The sequence below is a fragment of the Variovorax sp. 38R genome, from assembly GCF_014843395.1.
Classification (GTDB): Bacteria; Pseudomonadota; Gammaproteobacteria; order Burkholderiales; family Burkholderiaceae_C; genus Variovorax; species Variovorax paradoxus_H.
Genome location: NZ_CP062121.1, coordinates 596,622 through 613,930, shown reverse-complemented (window position 1 = coordinate 613,930; position 17,309 = coordinate 596,622). Strand labels below are relative to the sequence as shown.

18 protein-coding genes are annotated in these 17,309 nt (G+C 69.2%); 10 read left to right on the top strand and 8 right to left on the bottom strand.

The window, feature by feature from the left end:
- Positions 1 to 32: 32 nt before the first annotated feature.
- Positions 33 to 1,034, top strand: coding sequence for a ProQ/FinO family protein (locus IG196_RS02695; RefSeq protein WP_192194925.1), 1,002 nt, complete (start codon positions 33 to 35; stop codon positions 1,032 to 1,034).
- A gap of 89 nt (positions 1,035 to 1,123) precedes the next feature.
- Here the strand turns inward: IG196_RS02695 and htpX are convergent, their stop codons facing one another.
- The 8 genes from htpX to IG196_RS02655 all read right to left on the bottom strand — a co-directional run bounded on the left by htpX (position 1,124) and on the right by IG196_RS02655 (position 8,957).
- Positions 1,124 to 1,996 carry a protease HtpX gene (htpX, locus tag IG196_RS02690; RefSeq protein ID WP_101488641.1) on the bottom strand — a complete coding sequence of 291 codons (873 nt, stop codon included), beginning with the start codon at positions 1,994 to 1,996 and terminating at the stop codon, positions 1,124 to 1,126.
- 158 nt (positions 1,997 to 2,154) lie between these two features.
- Positions 2,155 to 4,470 (bottom strand): IgaA/UmoB family intracellular growth attenuator, encoded by a 2,316-nt coding sequence (locus tag IG196_RS02685; RefSeq protein ID WP_192194924.1) that lies wholly within the window; start codon positions 4,468 to 4,470, stop codon positions 2,155 to 2,157.
- A gap of 93 nt (positions 4,471 to 4,563) precedes the next feature.
- Positions 4,564 to 5,361 carry a DUF3025 domain-containing protein gene (locus IG196_RS02680; protein ID WP_192194923.1) on the bottom strand — a complete coding sequence of 266 codons (798 nt, stop codon included), beginning with the start codon at positions 5,359 to 5,361 and terminating at the stop codon, positions 4,564 to 4,566.
- On the bottom strand, positions 5,337 to 6,161 hold the full coding sequence (locus IG196_RS02675) for an NYN domain-containing protein (protein ID WP_192194922.1): 825 nt from the start codon (positions 6,159 to 6,161) through the stop codon (positions 5,337 to 5,339). The genes IG196_RS02680 and IG196_RS02675 overlap by 25 nt, the downstream gene beginning before the upstream one ends.
- Complete coding sequence (gene pyrC, locus IG196_RS02670; RefSeq protein WP_192194921.1) at positions 6,158 to 7,189, bottom strand: dihydroorotase; 1,032 nt, start codon at positions 7,187 to 7,189, stop codon at positions 6,158 to 6,160. The genes IG196_RS02675 and pyrC overlap by 4 nt, the downstream gene beginning before the upstream one ends.
- 134 nt (positions 7,190 to 7,323) lie before the next feature.
- A complete protein-coding gene (locus tag IG196_RS02665; RefSeq protein ID WP_192194920.1) occupies positions 7,324 to 7,845 on the bottom strand; it encodes an RNA polymerase sigma factor in 522 nt (173 codons plus the stop codon).
- 3 nt (positions 7,846 to 7,848) lie between these two features.
- The gene (locus IG196_RS02660; protein ID WP_318646643.1) at positions 7,849 to 8,175 is read right to left on the bottom strand and encodes a DUF2892 domain-containing protein; all 327 of its coding nucleotides are present in this window, start codon (positions 8,173 to 8,175) and stop codon (positions 7,849 to 7,851) included.
- Positions 8,176 to 8,210: 35 nt separating this feature from the next.
- Positions 8,211 to 8,957, bottom strand: coding sequence for a peptidoglycan-binding protein (locus tag IG196_RS02655; protein ID WP_192194919.1), 747 nt, complete (start codon positions 8,955 to 8,957; stop codon positions 8,211 to 8,213).
- A gap of 166 nt (positions 8,958 to 9,123) precedes the next feature.
- Between IG196_RS02655 and IG196_RS02650 the strand changes: the two genes are divergently transcribed.
- The 9 genes from IG196_RS02650 (at position 9,124) to IG196_RS02610 (ending at position 17,307) form a co-directional block, all read left to right on the top strand.
- Positions 9,124 to 9,462, top strand: coding sequence for a Rieske (2Fe-2S) protein (locus IG196_RS02650; protein ID WP_192194918.1), 339 nt, complete (start codon positions 9,124 to 9,126; stop codon positions 9,460 to 9,462).
- A 47-nt stretch (positions 9,463 to 9,509) separates the two neighbouring features.
- The gene (locus tag IG196_RS02645) at positions 9,510 to 9,752 is read left to right on the top strand and encodes a hypothetical protein (protein WP_192194917.1); all 243 of its coding nucleotides are present in this window, start codon (positions 9,510 to 9,512) and stop codon (positions 9,750 to 9,752) included.
- Positions 9,753 to 10,013: 261 nt separating this feature from the next.
- Positions 10,014 to 11,675: an ABC transporter substrate-binding protein gene (locus tag IG196_RS02640; RefSeq protein WP_192194916.1), complete on the top strand. Its 1,662-nt coding sequence runs from the start codon at positions 10,014 to 10,016 to the stop codon at positions 11,673 to 11,675.
- A gap of 34 nt (positions 11,676 to 11,709) precedes the next feature.
- Positions 11,710 to 12,663, top strand: a complete 954-nt coding sequence (locus IG196_RS02635; RefSeq protein WP_192194915.1) for an ABC transporter permease — start codon at positions 11,710 to 11,712, stop codon at positions 12,661 to 12,663.
- A 24-nt stretch (positions 12,664 to 12,687) separates the two neighbouring features.
- Positions 12,688 to 13,587 carry an ABC transporter permease gene (locus IG196_RS02630; RefSeq protein ID WP_192194914.1) on the top strand — a complete coding sequence of 300 codons (900 nt, stop codon included), beginning with the start codon at positions 12,688 to 12,690 and terminating at the stop codon, positions 13,585 to 13,587.
- 4 nt (positions 13,588 to 13,591) lie between these two features.
- Entirely contained in the window at positions 13,592 to 14,638 is a 1,047-nt protein-coding gene (locus IG196_RS02625; protein ID WP_192194913.1) for an ABC transporter ATP-binding protein, read from the top strand.
- A gap of 35 nt (positions 14,639 to 14,673) precedes the next feature.
- On the top strand, positions 14,674 to 15,663 hold the full coding sequence (locus IG196_RS02620; protein ID WP_192196900.1) for an ABC transporter ATP-binding protein: 990 nt from the start codon (positions 14,674 to 14,676) through the stop codon (positions 15,661 to 15,663).
- 27 nt (positions 15,664 to 15,690) lie between these two features.
- Positions 15,691 to 16,869, top strand: coding sequence for an amidase (locus IG196_RS02615; protein WP_192194912.1), 1,179 nt, complete (start codon positions 15,691 to 15,693; stop codon positions 16,867 to 16,869).
- A 57-nt stretch (positions 16,870 to 16,926) separates the two neighbouring features.
- Positions 16,927 to 17,307: a cupin domain-containing protein gene (locus tag IG196_RS02610; protein ID WP_101488625.1), complete on the top strand. Its 381-nt coding sequence runs from the start codon at positions 16,927 to 16,929 to the stop codon at positions 17,305 to 17,307.
- Positions 17,308 to 17,309 lie beyond the last annotated feature (2 nt).

The window sequence follows — 17,309 nt, the reverse complement described above, 5'->3', positions numbered from 1 at the left end:
TCCATCCATCGCGCCCACCGCCGATCCCACGTATGACCGACGCATCCACCGCCGCCCCGAACACGAACGCGCGCAACGCACGGCGCCCGCGCCAGGACCTGGCCGAGCAGCTGCAACAGCTGAAGACGGGCGCGGGCCCCGACGCAGGCGCTGACGCGTCGGCTGCGCAGCCCGCTTCCGAGCAACAGCAGCAGCAACAACAACGCCCGCCGCGGGCGAAGCAGCAGCGCCCGCAGGGGCAGCAGCAGCCTCAGCAGGGGCGCAAGCCGCGCGGCCCGCAGCAGCAGCAACAACAACCGGAAGCCCAGCGCGCACCGCGCAAGGTCAACCCGGTGCTCGAGCGCCTGTTCGCGCTGTACCCGCAGCTCTTCGGCGCACGCTTCGTGCCGCTCAAGCTCGGCGTGTACGAAGAGCTGATCGCGCGCCATCCCGAAGACTTCAAGGCCGAAGACCTGAAGGTCGCGATGGGCCAGCATGCGCGCTCCACGCGCTACCTGGAGAGCGTGGCCGCCGGCCATGCGCGCCATGACCTCGACGGCAACGCGCTCGACCCGGTCGCGCCCGAGCACGTGCACCACGCCATCCTCGAGCTGCACCGCCGCCGCTCGCACCGCAACCCCGGCGAAGACCTGCGTCCGCAGCTGGTGACGCGCATCGCCAAGGCCATCGAAGCCTCGGGCCTCGACCACGAGGCGTATGCCGTGCTGGTGCGCTCGCGCGACGCCAACACCAACGCCATCGTCGACGAAGCCCTGGCCGAACTCGCCCAGCAGGCCGCCAAGCGCGAAGCCCTGCTGCGCGCCTTCGAAGCCAGCGGCCGCAGCGAACAGGAGTTCGCCGACATGTACGGCATGAAGCCCGCCGACGTGACGCGCACGCTGCAGCGCGTGCGCGACGATCAGAAGCGGGCAGCGGCAGCCGCGGCGGCTGCCGCAGCAGCACCGGAACCGGAACCGGAAGCGACGGACGTGCAGGCTGCCGCGCCCGACGCAGAAGCCACCCCCGCCGCGCCCGCAGCACCCGCCGCGGACTGAAGCACACGCCCAACCCAACGAAAAAAGCCGCCACATCACTGTGGCGGCTTTTTTCATGGCGACGGCGCTAGCCGTCCCTGGCAGTTGGCTCAGCGCGCGTTCTGCAGCGCCGCAATGCGCTCTTCGATCGGCGGGTGCGTCGCAAACAGCTTGCCCATCGCGCCCGTGATGCCCATGGCTTCGACCGCCTTCGGCAGTTCACCGGCTGGCAGGCCACCCAGGCGGGCGAGCGCGTTCATCATCGGCTGGCGGTTGCCCATGAGGGCGGCGGCGCCGGCGTCGGCGCGGAACTCGCGCTGGCGCGAGAACCAGGCCACCACGATCGCGGCGGCAAAACCGAGCACGATGTCCAGCACGATGGTGCTCACGTAGTAGCCGATGCCGGGGCCCGACGAGCGGTCGTCGCCGCGGCGCAGGAAGCTGTCGACCGCGTAGCCGATCACGCGCGAGAGGAACACGACGAAGGTGTTCATCACGCCTTGGATCAGCGTCATGGTGACCATGTCGCCGTTGGCGATGTGCGCGACTTCGTGGCCGATGACGGCCTCGACCTCTTCGCGCGTCATGCCCTGCAGCAGGCCGGTGGACACCGCCACGAGCGACGAGTTCTTGAACGCGCCGGTGGCAAAGGCATTGGGCTCGCCTTCGAAGATGCCGACCTCGGGCATGCCGATGCCGGCCTTGTCGGCGAACTTGCGCACGGTGCCGACGATCCAGGCCTCGTCGGGCGACTGGGGGTTGTCGATCATGCGCAGGCCGGCCGTCCACTTGGCCATGGGCTTGCTGATGAGCAGCGAGATGATCGCGCCGCCGAAGCCCATGATCAGCGCGAAGCCGAGCAGCGCCGTGAGGTTGAGGCCGTTGGCCGTGAGGAAGCGATTGACGCCGAGCAGGCTGGCGACCACGCCGAGCACCGCGACGACCATCACGTTGGTCAGGACAAACAGAAGGATACGTTTCAAGTTGAATTCTCCGTGGGGAAATCTGCCACCTAGATAAGGGCCCCGGGGCCCTCTTCAAGCCGCGCGCGACGGGGAGGCCCTCGGTGTTGCATCCGGTGGAGCCATGATAGGAGCAAAAGTTCTGGCGCCCCGATATTCCCCGCCGGAGTCAAGGCCTGTCAGAAAAGGCCGTCGGAGCCCGGTGCCGGGCGGGTGGCGATGTCGGCGTGCAGCCGGCCGCGACGGCGACTGTCCTGCGTCCAGCGCAGCGCAAACAGCACGCCGTTGACCAGCACCAGCCCCGCGGCGAACAGCCACCACAGCACGTGCGCGCCTGCTGCGGTCATGCGCGAAGCATCGAGGCTCGGGTCGATGCGCACCCACGGCGTGCCGGCGGCGTCCTTGCCGCTGGCGGTGACCAGGCCTTCGAGCGTGAAGGGCTTCAGGCCTTCGGCCGTGGCGTTGCGCTGCAGGCGGGTCCAGCGGGCGAGCAGGGAACTGTCGGTGTCGTCTTCGGCGACATCGGCCGCGCCCGCGGTCGCGCCCGGCACATCGTCGCTGCCTTCGCCGGGCTGCTGCACCGGCGCGTTGTCGATGCGCATGGAAGACGCCAGCAGCACGCCGCCCTGGGCGGGCACGATGGCAGGACGCGCGGCCTCGATCTTCGCGGCCACCACGCTGTCGACCGCTTGCGCCAGCGCACGCTGCACGGACGCCAGCTGCTGGCGCGACAGGATGAGGTCAGCGTTCTCCTGGCCTGCTGCTGCGCTCGTGGCCAGTGCCTGCCAGGTGTTCACCGGCGTGTCGACGCCGTCCTTGTCGACCGTGGCGTCGATGGCGCGCACGAGCTCGCGCTGCAGGCGCTCGCAGGCGGCGGGCGACAGGCCGGCGGCGTCCTTGCAGGCGGCATCGATCATCGCCACCGAGCGGTCGAAGCCGCGCACGGTCAGCGGCACGCTCTCGCGCGCACGGTAGGCCGCGAGCGGGTCGGAGGCCTGCCCGCCCATTTGCTGCATGCGCAGCATCGCGATCAGGCTGGCCATCGCGTGGTTCTCGGTGGCACGAAGGAAGCCGGGCTCGGCGAGCGCCAGCACGCTCGGCGGAATGTCCAGTGCGGGGACGACGGGTGCGGTGCCGTTCCAGCGCACGGACGTGCAATCGATAACCGGCACGCCGCTGGTGGTGTGCGCTTCGCTACGGCCATTCATGTCGATCTCGCACCGGCCTTGGCCCTCCATGCGCGCGCGGCTGCTCCAATGAGGCGGCTTGTCCGCGAGCTGCCCAGCATCGCCATAGGTGGCTGTGGCGCCGCCATTCGTGAGCCATTGCGCGGCGAGCGCAGCCTCGCCGCGCGGGTCGGGTGTCGACAGCGCGACCGCGCCGATGGCGAGCAGGCCGATGACCAGGTGCAGCAGGTGCCGGCCCCAGTACGCGGGCCGGAAACGCCGCCATTCGTCGGCCACCGACCACTTGGAACCGAAGCTCACGGCGCTGAAGTCGCTGGTGCGCAGCTCGGCTTCGATCACCTCGCCGTAAGGGACCGACGCCGTCGTGCGCCAATGCGAAGGCAGCACCAGGCTCAGCTTGTCGCCGATGAAGAGCCCCACGTTCTGCACCGACGCGTTGCTGGCGTTGACCACCGCGATCTGGTTGAGCATGCCGCGCACGCGGTTCACCGGCTGCGGTTGCCGCGCAGGCGCCGTTGCCGGCGGCGTGCGCACGAACAGCCACGCGGCCCACAGGCCCGCGAGCCCGCCTGCGCCCATCAGGTAGACGCTCACCGCTTGCGTGGCGTCCCAGGTGGCGACCCACAACAGCACGAAGGCAAGCAGCCAGGCGAAGGCCGAGGCCCAGCCGCCGCGCCCCATGCGGCTCTCGACCTCTTCGGGCGTTTCGGTGCGCTGGCTCAGGATGTCGACCTCGCCGCGCTGGTAGCGCGCATTCGGGTCGGTCGCGATCGAGGCGGCCACGGCTTCGGGCATGGCCGCGCCGGTGTCTGCGCCGACTTCATCCAGCGACGGAAGTGCACCGATCTCGCCGCGCTTCCACTGCTGGTCCTGCGCCTGCTGGCGCTGTGCGCGCTGCCGGCCTTCGAACAGATCGAAGCCGTTCAGGCGGATCACGACGGCGGACTTTCCGGCGAGCACCACCAGCGCCTGGTTGTGCGGCTCGATGTAGTCGATGGCGTCGTAGGGCAGCAGCACATCGACGTCGCCGATGGTGTCGTGCTCGGTGGACGAGCCCTGCGTCGACAGGCCATGGCGCAGGAACGCACCGCTGAGTTCGCGCACGTTGTCGTCAACCGTGAGCTTCTGCCCCATCAGGAAGGGTTGCAGTGCCGATTTTTCTTCGTCGGTGATGCGGCGCAGCACCGGCGCATTGCGGAAGTCTTTCAGGGCACTCCGGTTGTCGGAGCGGCGCGACATGTAGACGATGAAGCTGTAGATCCCGTAAAGAATCAGCCCGACCTTGAGCACGATGATGATGGTGTCCATCTTTTTGACCTCTCCCCTGGCATGTGAACGTATGACGCGCGCGTGGCGCGCGATGCAAGCGCTGGGCGAAGGGCCCTCCCGGGCCCGTGAACGCTAGCGCGACTTCCGCTCTGAGACCGCGCCCGGCAAGGGTCGAAAGACCTGCGGGTCGGCATAGAACGAAGCCGATGTATTTTCGACGCACCAGCCGGGCACGCCGAGCACCGGAATAGGAACGAAAGGCTTCGCTTCGAGCCGTTTCGCGTCGATATTTCGCGCCATCGCCGCATCGTCGAGGGCTGCGGCGCCGGTCGCACGGTGCGTCAACAACACATGCGCGGTGATCGGCTTGCGCGGCGTCACCAGTTTTTCGAGCAGCGCATGGCCGAAGAGCAGCAGGCGTGCCTCATGCCACAGGCTGCGCTGCGTGACGAACAACGCCTGCCAGTCGCGCGCGATCAGCGCGTCCCACAACGCAGGCGGTGCATCGAGCACCGCACCGTTCTCGTCGAAGAGCGTGAGCGCATCGCGCAGCGGTCCGCGCGTGGCGCCGACGCCGGCGCGTGCGATCTCGGTGGCCTGCACTTCGTTGAGCCGGCGCTTGGTCTCGGGAAAGGCCAGCCAGACGAGGCCGTTGAAGAAGTCGTGCAGGTTGTCGCGCGTGGGCACGGTGCGCGTGCGGAAGATGTGGGCCTCGTAGGCCTGACCTTCGGGCAGCGCGTCTTGCGTGACGAAGTCGGGCACGGTCGGCGGCTTGGCCGCCTGCAGCGCGGCGGCGACGGTGCCGCTCTGTGCAATGGCCTGCGCCACGGCTTCGCCGGGGTCGCGGTACGGGGCCAGCCAGGGTGCGGCCCACTCTATGGCCGCGACCGCCGGCAGGGCCGAACTCAAGGCGCGGTCGCCCCCGTCCATCGGATGCGGTCGGGGTGCTGCATCACTGCGAACTCGGCCGTGAGCTTGTCGAACAGCTTGAGCGAGCTGCCGCTCTTGCTGAGCAGGCCGGCGGTGCGCAGGGCCTTGGCCACGTCGTTGAGCGGCACGTCGGTGCCGCGGCGCAGCGCGGGCATGGCCTGCAGGATGAACTCGGCCGCTTCGGAGATTTGAGGCACCGGCGGCGGTGGGGGCGGCGCGGCGGGCTTGGCCGTCTTGGCCGCCGTCTTGCGCGCGGTCTTGGCGGCTACTTTCTTCGCGGGGGCCGTCTTGGCGGCCGGCGTCTTCTTCGCCGCAGCGGTCGTCTTCTTGGCCGGCGCGGTGCGCACGGCCGGCTTCACGCCGTGGTGCGGGATGTCGATGAAGCTGTCGTAGACGCCGACGGTCTCTTCGCCGGTCTTGCCCTGCTGGCCGATGCCGCAGACACGGCAGCCTTTTTCGCGCAGGCGGATCACGAGCGGCGCAAAGTCGGAGTCGGACGACACCAGCACCACCACGTCGGGGCGCTCGGCAATCACGAGGTCGATGGCATCGACGGCCAGCGCGATGTCGGTGCTGTTCTTGCCCGCCGACAGATTCACCATCGGCCGCACCGACAGCCGCTTGAACAGCGCCTGCCGGTTCACGGCCATCTCGGCGTTGCAATAGGCACGGCGCACGTGGATGGCGCCGAAGTCTTCCATCGTGCGCTGCACGGCCTGCTCGATCACGTCGGCCGAGACGTTGTCGGCGTCGATCAGCAGCATGACGCGCAGCGACGACAGGGGCGTGAGGGGCGTCATGCGAGCTTCCAGTTCACGGTCTCGCCGCCGCGCAGCGGCTTGAGCGTGGCTTCGCCGTAGGGCACGGTCTCGGGCAGGGTCCAGGTTTCGCGCTTCAGCGTGACGGTGTCGGTGTGGCGCGGCAGGTCGTAGAAGTCGGGGCCGTGGAAGCTGGCAAATCCTTCGAGCTTGTCGAGTGCGTTCACGCTGTCGAAGGCCTCGGCGTACAGCTCGATGGCGGTGAGCGCGGTGTAGCAGCCGGCGCAGCCCAGTGCGTGCTCCTTCAGGTGGGCGGGGTGCGGCGCGCTGTCGGTGCCCAGGAAGAAGCGGTCGCTGCCGCTGGTGGCGGCCTCGACCAGCGCCACGCGGTGCGTCTCGCGCTTGAGCACGGGCAGGCAGTAGTAGTGCGGGCGGATGCCGCCGGTGAAGATGGCGTTGCGGTTGTACAGCAGGTGGTGCGCCGTGATGGTCGCCGCCGTGAAACGGCCGGCGTCGCGCACGTAGTGGGCGCCTTCCTTGGTCGTGAGGTGCTCGAACACCACCTTGAGTTCGGGGAAGTCGCGGCGCAGCGGGATCATCACGCGGTCGACGAACACGGCTTCGCGGTCGAACAGGTCGATGGCCGGGTCGGTCACTTCGCCGTGCACCAGCAGCAGGAGGCCGTGCTTCTGCATGGCTTCGAGCGTCTTGTAGGTCTTGCGGATGTTGGTCACGCCGGCATCGCTGTTGGTGGTGGCGCCGGCCGGGTAGAGCTTGAGCGCGCGCACGCCGGCTTCGGCGGCGAGGGCGATTTCTTCGGGCGGCAGCTTGTCGGTCAGGTAGAGCGACATCACGGGCTCGAAGGACGTGCCCGCGGGCACGGCGGCGCGGATGCGGTCGCGGTAGGCCACGGCCTGTGCGGCAGTGGTCACGGGCGGACGCAGGTTCGGCATGATCAGCGCGCGGCCGAACTGGCGGGCGCTGTGGGGCACGACGGCTTCGAGGGCGGCGCCATCGCGCACGTGCAGGTGCCAGTCGTCTGGGCGGGTGATCGTGAGGGTGTCTGTCATGGCCGGGCGATTGTCGCTGGAATGGGAACTCCCCCAGGCTGCGCGCACTTCGTGTCGCTTCGCCAACCCCCTCGCCGGGGGCGACACCTGCGGCCCGGCAAAGCCGGTTCCGCGGTGTCCCCCCGCGGCAGCCCCTACCCCAGCAGGTACTCGCGCACCAGCAGGCGCGCCCGGTGCAGCCGGCTCTTCACCGCACCGCCGGGCTCGCCCAGGCGCTCGGCGATCTCGGCGATGGTGAGTTCCTCGAAGTCGCGCAGCAGCACGACCTCGCGGTAGTGCGCCGGCAGCGATTCGAGCGCATTGGCCAGGTCGATGCGCAGCGCGTCGTCGCTGCGGGCCGCGAGCTGGCGTTCGACCACGTCGTCGTCGAGCGCATCGTGCCGGAACATCGCGCGCTGCAGGCGCAGGCATTCGCGCCGGATGACGGTGAACAGCCACGACGAGAACGCCGCGGCCGCCTGCAGCCCGCGCACCCGGCGCGCAACCACCAGCAACGACTCCTGCACGGCGTCGTCCACGTCGCTGGCCTGGCAGTGCCGGCGGGCGTAGCGGCGCGCGTCGGTCTGGCAGGCAGCGAGCAGGCCCTCGATGGCGACGGGGTCGCCCGTCTGCGCGGCCAGGATCAGGCAGGTGCGGTCGATGGTGGCGGCAGCCATGGGTCAGCGTCCTTCTTGGTCGAGCTTGCGTCCGAGCATCGCGCACATCGGGCAGAAGCCGACCAGCCCCGTGAGCGCCAGCATCGCGCCCATGAGGCCGACCGCAACGGCCAGGGCGTTCGCCGGCCAGTTCATGGCAGCGAAAGCGAGGCCGACGAGGCCCAGGGCGATGCGCAGGGCGCGTTCCCAGCCGGGGACATTCTTGACGTAGAGCATGGTGGTTTCCTTCGATCCGTGACGTGTGAGTGCGGGGGGACAGAACGCCCCTCCCGCATGGAAAGAGGCGGTCACCCGCTGAAACGGTTCGCGGAAAATCAGGATTTTTTTCATGGCCTCGCGGCCACACGCGTCCGCACGAGGCACAGCTACCGCTGGAACACCCCGCAGACGCGGTCGGCCACGGCCTGCATCCAGCGCACATGGCTGGTCGAGCTGCGCGCGCCCCGGCCCGGCGGCCAGGGGTCGAACACGCGCAGCGTGGTGCCGCCCCCGCCGGGGTCGTTGTCGCCGCGGATGCCCACGAGCACGACCATGTGGCCCGGCTGGCCGGCGGGCGCACCGCCCTTGGCGCCCCAGCGCAGGTCGAACATCAGCGGCCCGGCGTGCAACGCGGTGCGCAGCGCGGCGACGGTCCACGGGCCGGAAGCCCGCAGCGTGAGGCCGTGCGCGGCGGCGAAGCGGCGGTTGTAGTCGTCCGCGTCATCGCCGCTGCCGGCGGCGTGGCGGTCGCTGTCCACGCGGCGGCACAACGCGCCGTCGGCGCCCATCAGCTCGGAGGGCGTGCGCGCCATCACGGTCTGCACGGTGGCGCGCGTGAACATCGCCGTGGCCGCGGCCCAGCACAGCGCGTGCACGGGCTGCGGAATCAGCGCCACGGGGTGCAGCAGCGGCGCGTGGGTTTCGTTGTCGAAGGCCACGTTGCGGGTGCAGGGGCCGGCCTCGCCGTCCTCGCACAGCCAGTGCGCGGCCTGCAGACGCAGCACGGCCGCCCGGGTGACGGGGCCGTAGTCGCCATCGGGTACGAGGCCGGGGCTGGGCTGCAATTTGCGGTTCAGGGCGTCCTGCAGGCGGCGGACATCGGCCCCGCGCCAGCCCTGTTTCAGCGTGCTCATCGGTGGGTATCCCCCTTGACACAAGGATGCACGGACGAAGGAATGCGAGCGGGTGCATTGTGGAAACGGCACGCCCCCTGCGTCTATTGGTCGGATGACATAGCCGGAACATGTGATGACACAGGGCTTCGCCCCCGAGCGATGGACCTTGGTAGGCTCGCTCCCCATGACCGCGCCCGCCCCGACCGCCCAGCCCATCGCCACCGAACTCGCCGACGGCGGCCTCGCGGCCCTGTTCACCGCGCCCGGTGGCGCGCCGGCCTTCGCGGTGCGCTGGCAGGGCGCCGTGCACGGCTACCTGAACCAGTGCCCGCACGCGGGCGGCCCGCTCGATTTCGAAGGCCAGATCCTCGAAAGCTCCGGGCGCTACCTGATGTGCGCGCGGCACGGCGCGATCTTCGAGCCCGATACGGGACGTTGCGTCGGCGGCCCCTGCCGGGGCGCGCGGCTCACGCCGCTGGCGCTGCGCGAAGCGCCGGACGGCAGCGTGTGGCTGGCCGACTGAGGCCTTCGAGCCGCTACAGTCGCGACCTCTTCTTTCCGCCCTGCCCCATGCGCCGATTCGCTGCTCTCTTCGCCCTCGTTCCGGCCCTGCTCGTCGCCGCGGGCTGCGTCTCGCGACCCGCGCCGCGCGTCACCTTCCTGGCCGACGGCGTGTTCAAGTCGCCCACCGCGCAGGACGCCGAGAACTACTGCCGAAACTTCGGTGCGCCGATGCGCTTCCTGAGCAGCACGCTGTCGGAAGTAGCGGCAGAGGGCGTGCCGGCAGGGGAAGTCGTCTACCGCTGCGACTGAGCGTCGGCTTCCTCGGGCCGCACGACATCGTGCGCGCGGGTGTTCGACGAGATCGTGCAGCGCGGCGCGCTCACCACCGGCCTGACTGGCACCTGGCGCGGCCGCCGATCGTGACGATCATGAACGTGGGAGTCGAGGTGGGCCTGCGCTGCGCACGGCGCGAGATCGCCTGAGTCGGCCAGGGGATATCCGTCGGCTGGCACATGTCGTGCTTGAGGGGTTTTCGTCCTTTCCGTCACCCCCCACCCACCGGAGTTCCATGTGAAGCGTGCTGCCCCCGCCCTGTCCCTGAAACCCCTGGCCGCCTGCGCGGCGCTCGCCGTCCTGGTTCTTGCATCGCCCGCTGCGCTGGCCCAGGAAAAAACACTGCGCATCGCCATGACCGCGGCCGACATTCCGCGCACCCTCGGCCAGCCCGACCAGGGCTTCGAAGGCAACCGCTTCACCGGCATCCCGATCTACGACGCGCTCACGCAGTGGGACCTGTCGAAGGCCGATGCGCCGAGCGTGCTGATCCCTGGACTTTCCACGTCGTGGGCCGTCGATGCCAAGGACAAGACCAAGTGGGTCTTCAAGCTGCGCCCCGGCGTCAAGTTCCACGACGGCTCGGCCTTCAACGCCGACGCCGTGGTGTGGAACGTGCAGAAGGTGCTCGACAAAGACGCGCCGCAGTTCGACCCGAGCCAGGTGGGCGTCACTGCCTCCCGCATGCCCACGCTCAAGTCGGCCCGCAAGATCGACGACATGACGGTCGAGCTCACCACCGGCGAGCCCGACGCCTTCCTGCCGATCAACCTCACCAATCTGTTCATTGCCTCGCCCGCCCAGTGGCAGAAGAAGTTCGATGCCGCAGCCGGCGCCACGCCCGCCGACAAGGCCAAGGCCGCCTGGACCGCCTTCGCCGCCGACCCGGCCGGCTCGGGCCCGTTCAAGGTCACGCGCTTCGTGGCGCGCGAACGCCTCGAGCTTGCTGCCAACAAGACCTACTGGGACGCCAAACGCACGCCGAAGATCGACAAGGTCGTGATGATTCCGATGCCCGAAGCCAACGCGCGCACCGCCGCGCTGCTGGGCGGGCAGGTCGACTGGATCGAGGCCCCCGCCCCCGACGCCATGGCGCAGATCACGCAGCGCGGCTTCAAGGTCTATTCGAACGCGCAGCCGCACGTGTGGCCGTGGCAGCTGTCGTTCGCCGAAGGCTCGCCCTGGCTCGACAAGCGCGTGCGCCAGGCCGCCAACCTGTGCATCGACCGCGGCGGCATGAAGCAGCTCCTGGGCGGCATGATGGCCGAGCCCAAGGGCACCGTGCCGCCCGGCCACCCCTGGTTCGGCAAGCCCGGCTTCGACATCAAGTACGACGTGAAGGCCGCGCAGGCGCTCATGACGCAGGCCGGCTACTCGGCCGCCAAGCCGATCAAGGTGAAGGTGCAGATATCGGCCTCGGGCTCGGGCCAGATGCAGCCGCTGCCGATGAACGAGTTCGCGCAGCAGTCGCTCAAGCAGTGCTTCTTCGACGTGCAGTTCGACGTCATCGAATGGAACACGCTCTTCACCAACTGGCGCAAGGGCGCGAAGGATGCGTCGGCCAACGGCGCCAGCGCGGTCAACATCAGCTTCGCGGCGATGGACCCGTTCTTCGCGATGGTGCGCTTCGTGAGCACCAAGGCCTTCCCGCCGGTGTCGAACAACTGGGGCTACTACGGCAACGCCGAGGTCGACAAGCTGGTGGCCGACGCGCGCACCAGCTTCGACGACAAGGCGCGCGACGCCGCGCTCGCAAAGTTGCACACGCACATCGTGGACGACGCCCCCTTCGTGTGGATCGCGCACGACGTGGGGCCGCGCGCCATGTCGGCCAAGGTGAAGAACGTGGTGCAGCCGAAGAGCTGGTTCATCGACATCGCGACCATGGCGATGGACTGAGCCTCTCCCGCAGCCAGCCACGAGCCAGCCACCCATGCTCACCTACCTCCTGCGCCGCGTGATCTACGCCGTGCCGATCATGATCGGCGTGGCCCTCGTGTGCTTTCTGCTCGTGCACATCGCGCCCGGCGATCCGCTGGTGTCCATCCTGCCGCCCGACGCCTCGGCGGACCTGCAGGCGCAGTTGCGCGAGCTCTACGGCTTCAACCGCTCGCTGCCCGAGCAGTTCGCGCTGTGGGTCTGGCGCGCGCTGCACGGCGACCTGGGCGTGTCCATCGCGAGCAACCGCGCGGTGGCCGGCGAAGTGTTCACCGCGGTGGGCAACACGCTGCGGCTGGCGGTGGTTGCGACCTTCATCGGCTTCGTGCTGGGTTGTTTGTTCGGCTTCGTGGCGGGCTACTTCCGCAACTCATGGATCGACCGATTCGCCTCGATGTTCTCGGTGCTCGGCGTGAGCGTGCCGCACTACTGGCTGGGCATGGTGATGGTGATCATGTTCTCGTCGCAGCTCATGTGGCTGCCGGCCACCGGCGCGGGCCCAAGCGGTTCGGGCGACTGGGCCTGGGACTGGGAACACCTGCAGTTCCTCTTGCTGCCGGCGCTCACGATGTCGGTGATCCCGACGGGCATCATCGCGCGCACCGTGCGCGCGCTGGTGGCCGACATCCTCGACCAGGAGTTCATCGTCGGGCTGCGCGCCAAGGGGCTCACCCATTTCGGCGTGTTCCGCCACATGGTGAAGAACGCCGCGCCCACGGCGCTCGCCGTGATGGGCCTGCAACTGGGCTACCTGCTGGGCGGCTCGATCCTGATCGAGACCGTGTTCTCGTGGCCCGGCACCGGCTTCCTGCTGAACTCGGCGATCTTCCAGCGCGACCTGCCGCTGCTGCAGGGAACGATCCTGGTGCTGGCGATGTTCTTCGTGGTGCTCAACCTGCTGGTCGATGTATTGCAGACGCTGCTCGATCCGCGCATCGCGCGCGCCTGAAGAAGAGAAGAAAGCCGCAACACCATGTCCTCCGTGCTTCCCGCTTCTTCCGCCATCGCAGTCGAGCCGTTGCCGGCCCAGCGATCCCGCGGCTACTGGGCCTCGGTCTGGCTGCGCTTTCGCCGCGACCCGGTCGCGGTCGGCGCGGCCATCGTCGTGCTGCTGCTGATCGCACTCGCGCTGTTCGGCCCTTGGCTCGCGCCGTCCGACCCGTACCAGTCGTCCATGCTCAAGCGCCTCAAGCCCATCGGCACCGAAGGCCTGCCCTTCGGCAGCGACGAACTGGGCCGCGACATGCTCTCGCGGCTGATCGTCGGCGCGCGACTGTCGCTCTTCATCGGCATCACGCCGGTGCTCTGCGCCTTCGCGTTGGGCACGGTCATCGGCATCGTCGCGGGCTATGCGGGTGGCATCACCAACACACTGATCATGCGCACGATCGACGTGTTCTACGCGTTCCCCTCGGTGCTGTTGGCCATCGCGCTCTCGGGCACGCTGGGCGCGGGCGTGGTCAATTCGCTGATCTCGCTGACCATCGTGTTCATTCCGCAGATCGCGCGCGTGGCCGAAAGCGTGACCACGCAGGTGCGCACCCGCGACTACGTGGAAGCGGCACGCGCCTCGGGCGCCAGCCCCTTCACCATCGTGCGGGTGCATGTGCTGGGCAATGTGCTCGGTCCGATCTTCGTCTACGCCACCAGCCTGATCGCGGTGTCGATGATCCTGGCCTCGGGCCTGTCGTTCCTCGGCCTGGGCGTGAAGCCACCGGAACCCGAGTGGGGCCTGATGCTCAACACGCTGCGCACGGCGATCTACGCGCAGCCGTGGGTGGCTGCGCTGCCGGGCGTGATGATCTTCATCACGTCGATTTCCTTCAACCTGCTTTCCGACGGCCTGCGTTCGGCGATGGACAACAAGGGGTGAGGCCATGGACGCACTGAAAGACATCGGCGGCCCGGCACAGCCGCTCCTCACCATCACCGGCCTGGTCAAGCATTTCCCGCTGAAGAAAGACCCGCTCGGCCGCGGCGGCGGCATGGTGCGCGCAGTCGACGGCGTGGATTTCGAAGTCATGAAGGGCGAAACGCTCGGCGTGGTCGGCGAATCGGGCTGCGGCAAGTCGACCACCGCGCGCCTCCTGATGCAGCTGATCGAGCCCACGCGCGGCGAGGTGGTGTTCGACGGCCGCGAAGTCGGCAGTCGCGACCTGCCGCTCAAGGAGTTCCGCCGCCAGGTGCAGATGGTGTTCCAGGACAGCTACGCCTCGCTCAACCCGCGCCTCACCATCGAGGACTCAGTGGCCTTCGGGCCGCAGGTGCACGGCGTGTCGCGGCGCGAGGCGGTGGCGCGGGCGCGCGACCTGCTCGCGCGCGTGGGCCTTGCGCCGCAGCGCTTTGCCGAGCGCTATCCGCATGAGCTTTCCGGTGGCCAACGGCAGCGCGTGAACATCGCCCGGGCGTTGGCACTGCAGCCGCGCATGGTGATCCTTGACGAGGCGGTGTCGGCGCTCGACAAGTCGGTGGAGGCACAGGTCATCAACCTGCTGCTCGACCTGAAGACAGAGTTCGGCCTGACCTACGTGTTCATCAGCCACGACCTCAACGTGGTGCGCTACGTGAGCGATCGCGTGATGGTGATGTATCTCGGGCAGGTGGCCGAGATCGGCCCAGCCGATGCGCTGTACGAGACGCCCGCGCATCCCTACACGCGCGCATTGCTGTCCTCGATGCCATCGATGGACCCGGACCACCGCACCGAGGTGGCGGCGCTCGCGGGCGATCCACCGAACCCGATCAACCCGCCGACGGGCTGCCGCTTCCATCCGCGCTGTTCCATCGCGGCGCCGGTGTGCAGCCAGGTCGTGCCCGAGCGCATCGCGACGGATTCGCAGCATGCGGTGAGCTGCCTGGTGCATGAGCCCGGCAGCGGGCACCCGATGGCGCAGCCGCAACCTTTCCAGAGGCAGGCCGCATGAGCGCAACAGCGACAACAACAGAAACCACCGGTCCCATGGTCCGGCTGCGCGACCTCAGCGTCACCTTCAGCGGCGGCCGCAAGCCCGTGCATGCGGTCAGCGGCGTGAGCCTCGAAGTGCAGCGCGGCGAGGTGGTCGCGCTGATCGGCGAATCGGGCTCGGGCAAGAGCGTGACCATGCGCACCCTGCTGCGCCTGCACCCCGAGCGCCGCACGCGCATGGGCGGCCAGGTGCAGGTGGCGGGCCGCGACGTGCTCGCGATGTCGCAGCGCGAGCTCGCGGACTTTCGCGGCAAGGTCGCGTCGATGATCTTCCAGGAGCCGCTGCTGGCGCTCGACCCGGTGTACTCGGTGGGCGCGCAGATCGTCGAGTCGATCCGCCGCCATGAATCCGTCGGCCAGGCCGAGGCGCAACAGCGCGCGCTGGCCCTCTTCGAGCGCGTGCGCATTCCGAGCCCCGAACGACGGCTCGAGGCCTATCCGCACGAGATGTCCGGCGGCATGCGGCAGCGCGCCATGATCGCGCTCGCGCTGGCCTGCAAGCCGCAGCTGCTGCTGGCCGACGAGCCGACCACGGCGCTCGACGCCACGGTGCAGATCCAGATCCTGTTGCTGCTGCGCGAATTGCAGCGCGACCTCGGCCTGTCGGTGATCTTCGTCACGCACGACATCGGTGCCGCCGTCGAAGTGGCCGACCGCATCGCCGTGATGTATGCGGGCCGCATCGTCGAGGAAGGCACGGCCCGCGAGCTGATCCGCTCGCCGCGCCATCCGTACACCATCGCGCTGCTCAAGAGCCGGGCGCATGGGGCGCTGGCGCGCGGCACGCGGCTGGAAACCATTGGCGGCGCACCGCCCGATCTTTCCGCACTGCCGCCCGGCTGCTCCTTCGCTGAGCGCTGCGCGCTGGCCAGCGATGCCTGCCGCGCCGCACAACCGCCCGTGGTCGAGCTGGCGCCGAACCACCGTGTGCGCTGCATCCATACAGATGCCGCGGCGGCCATCGCGCCCGTGCTGGTCGCCTGAACCTTCCACCCTTTCAATCCCACCACCATGCCGTTGCACGATCCCGCCCACGCATTCGTTCCGTACCCCGATGCGCCGGTGGCGCGCGCCTCGACCGGCCCGCTGGCCGACCTGAGCTTTGCCGCGAAGGACCTGTTCGACGTGGCCGGCTACCCCACGGGCGGCGGCAACCCGATCGTGCTTGCGATGTCGGGCATCAAGACACGCACCGCGCCGACCGTGCAGAAGCTGCTCGATGCCGGCGCGCGCTTTGCCGGCAAGACCGTGACCGACGAACTCGCGTTCTCGATGAACGGCAACAACGCGCACTTTGGTGCGCCCCTCAACGGCGGGGCGCCGCTGCGCATCACGGGCGGCTCGTCGTCGGGCTCGGCCTCTGCCGTTTCGTCGAACCTGTGCGACTTCGCACTGGGCACCGACACCGGCGGCTCGGTGCGCGCGCCGGCCAACCACTGCGGCTTGTACGGCCTGCGCCCGACCCACGGCCGCGTGAGCCTCGAGGGTGCGCTCGACCTCGCACCCAGCTTCGACACCTGCGGTTGGTTCGCGCGCGACATCGGCACCTTTGCACGCGTGGCCGATGTGCTGCTGGGCGCCGATGCAGCCGCCCTGCCCGAGCGCGTGCGGCTGCTGCGGCCCGACGACGTCTGGGCGCTCGCCGTGCCTGCCGCGGCCGAAGCACTGCAAGGCGTGGCCGATCGCGTGCAGAGCCTGCTCGGTCCCGCCAAGGGCACGATGGTGGCGCTGGAATCCTTCGACGCGATGTACTGGAACTTCCGCTACCTGCAGTCGCGCGAAGCCTGGCTCACCGACGGCCCGCTGATCGAGCGCTACGCACCGCCGCTCGGCCCGGGCGTGGCCGAGCGCTTCGCGTGGTCGCGCGACGTGACCGATGCGCAGGTGGCGACCGCGCGCGTGTTCCGTACCGCCTTCCGCGAGCACCTGGCCAGGCTGCTCGGCACCGACGGCGTGCTGCTGATGCCGACCATGCCCGACATCGCGCCGCTGCGCAGCGACAGTGAGTCGGCGATGGAGGACTACCGCAACCGCGCGATCCGCCTCTTGTGCATCGCGGGGCTGGCGGGGTTTCCGCAGCTGTCGATGCCCCTCGCCACGCGCGACGGCGCGCCACTGGGTATCTCGCTGCTCGGGCCGGCGGGGTCGGACCGGTCGCTGATCGCGCTGGCCGAGCGCATCGCGGGGTAATACAGGGCCATGTGGCCTGGGTTAGGCTGCTGTTCCCACGTCCCGCACAGAAGCGCCATGTCGAACAACACCCAGGTCACCACCCCCAAGGAAATCGCCGCCTCGCTCACCGAGTTCTGGTCGCCGCGCGTCGTCGCCGAAGTCGATGACGCCTACATCAAGGTCGCCAAGGTCCACGGCTCGCTCGCGTGGCACAGCCATGACGACGAAGACGAGCTGTTCATGGTGCTCAAGGGGCGCCTGCGCATCGAGATGGAAGCGGGCCCGGTCGAACTCGGCGAAGGCGAGATGTTCGTCGTGCCCAAGGGCGTGCGGCACAACCCGGTCGCCGACGAGGAATGCCACCTGATGCTCATCGAGCGCAAGACCACGCTGCACACCGGCAGCACCGTCACCGAGAAGACGCGCTCGCTCGCGGAGCAGTTGCGCCCCGTCTGATC

Coding starts and splice junctions, on each gene's coding strand:
- IG196_RS02695 (WP_192194925.1), top strand. CDS start 33: ATGACCGACGCATCCACCGCCGCCCCGAACACGAACGCGCGCAACGCA.
- IG196_RS02685 (WP_192194924.1), bottom strand. CDS start 4,470: ATGGACACCATCATCATCGTGCTCAAGGTCGGGCTGATTCTTTACGGG.
- IG196_RS02680 (WP_192194923.1), bottom strand. CDS start 5,361: ATGGACGGGGGCGACCGCGCCTTGAGTTCGGCCCTGCCGGCGGTCGCG.
- IG196_RS02675 (WP_192194922.1), bottom strand. CDS start 6,161: ATGACGCCCCTCACGCCCCTGTCGTCGCTGCGCGTCATGCTGCTGATC.
- pyrC (WP_192194921.1), bottom strand. CDS start 7,189: ATGACAGACACCCTCACGATCACCCGCCCAGACGACTGGCACCTGCAC.
- IG196_RS02665 (WP_192194920.1), bottom strand. CDS start 7,845: ATGGCTGCCGCCACCATCGACCGCACCTGCCTGATCCTGGCCGCGCAG.
- IG196_RS02660 (WP_318646643.1), bottom strand. CDS start 8,175: ATGAAAAAAATCCTGATTTTCCGCGAACCGTTTCAGCGGGTGACCGCC.
- IG196_RS02655 (WP_192194919.1), bottom strand. CDS start 8,957: ATGAGCACGCTGAAACAGGGCTGGCGCGGGGCCGATGTCCGCCGCCTG.
- IG196_RS02650 (WP_192194918.1), top strand. CDS start 9,124: ATGACCGCGCCCGCCCCGACCGCCCAGCCCATCGCCACCGAACTCGCC.
- IG196_RS02645 (WP_192194917.1), top strand. CDS start 9,510: ATGCGCCGATTCGCTGCTCTCTTCGCCCTCGTTCCGGCCCTGCTCGTC.
- IG196_RS02635 (WP_192194915.1), top strand. CDS start 11,710: ATGCTCACCTACCTCCTGCGCCGCGTGATCTACGCCGTGCCGATCATG.
- IG196_RS02630 (WP_192194914.1), top strand. CDS start 12,688: ATGTCCTCCGTGCTTCCCGCTTCTTCCGCCATCGCAGTCGAGCCGTTG.
- IG196_RS02625 (WP_192194913.1), top strand. CDS start 13,592: ATGGACGCACTGAAAGACATCGGCGGCCCGGCACAGCCGCTCCTCACC.
- IG196_RS02620 (WP_192196900.1), top strand. CDS start 14,674: ATGGTCCGGCTGCGCGACCTCAGCGTCACCTTCAGCGGCGGCCGCAAG.
- IG196_RS02615 (WP_192194912.1), top strand. CDS start 15,691: ATGCCGTTGCACGATCCCGCCCACGCATTCGTTCCGTACCCCGATGCG.
- IG196_RS02610 (WP_101488625.1), top strand. CDS start 16,927: ATGTCGAACAACACCCAGGTCACCACCCCCAAGGAAATCGCCGCCTCG.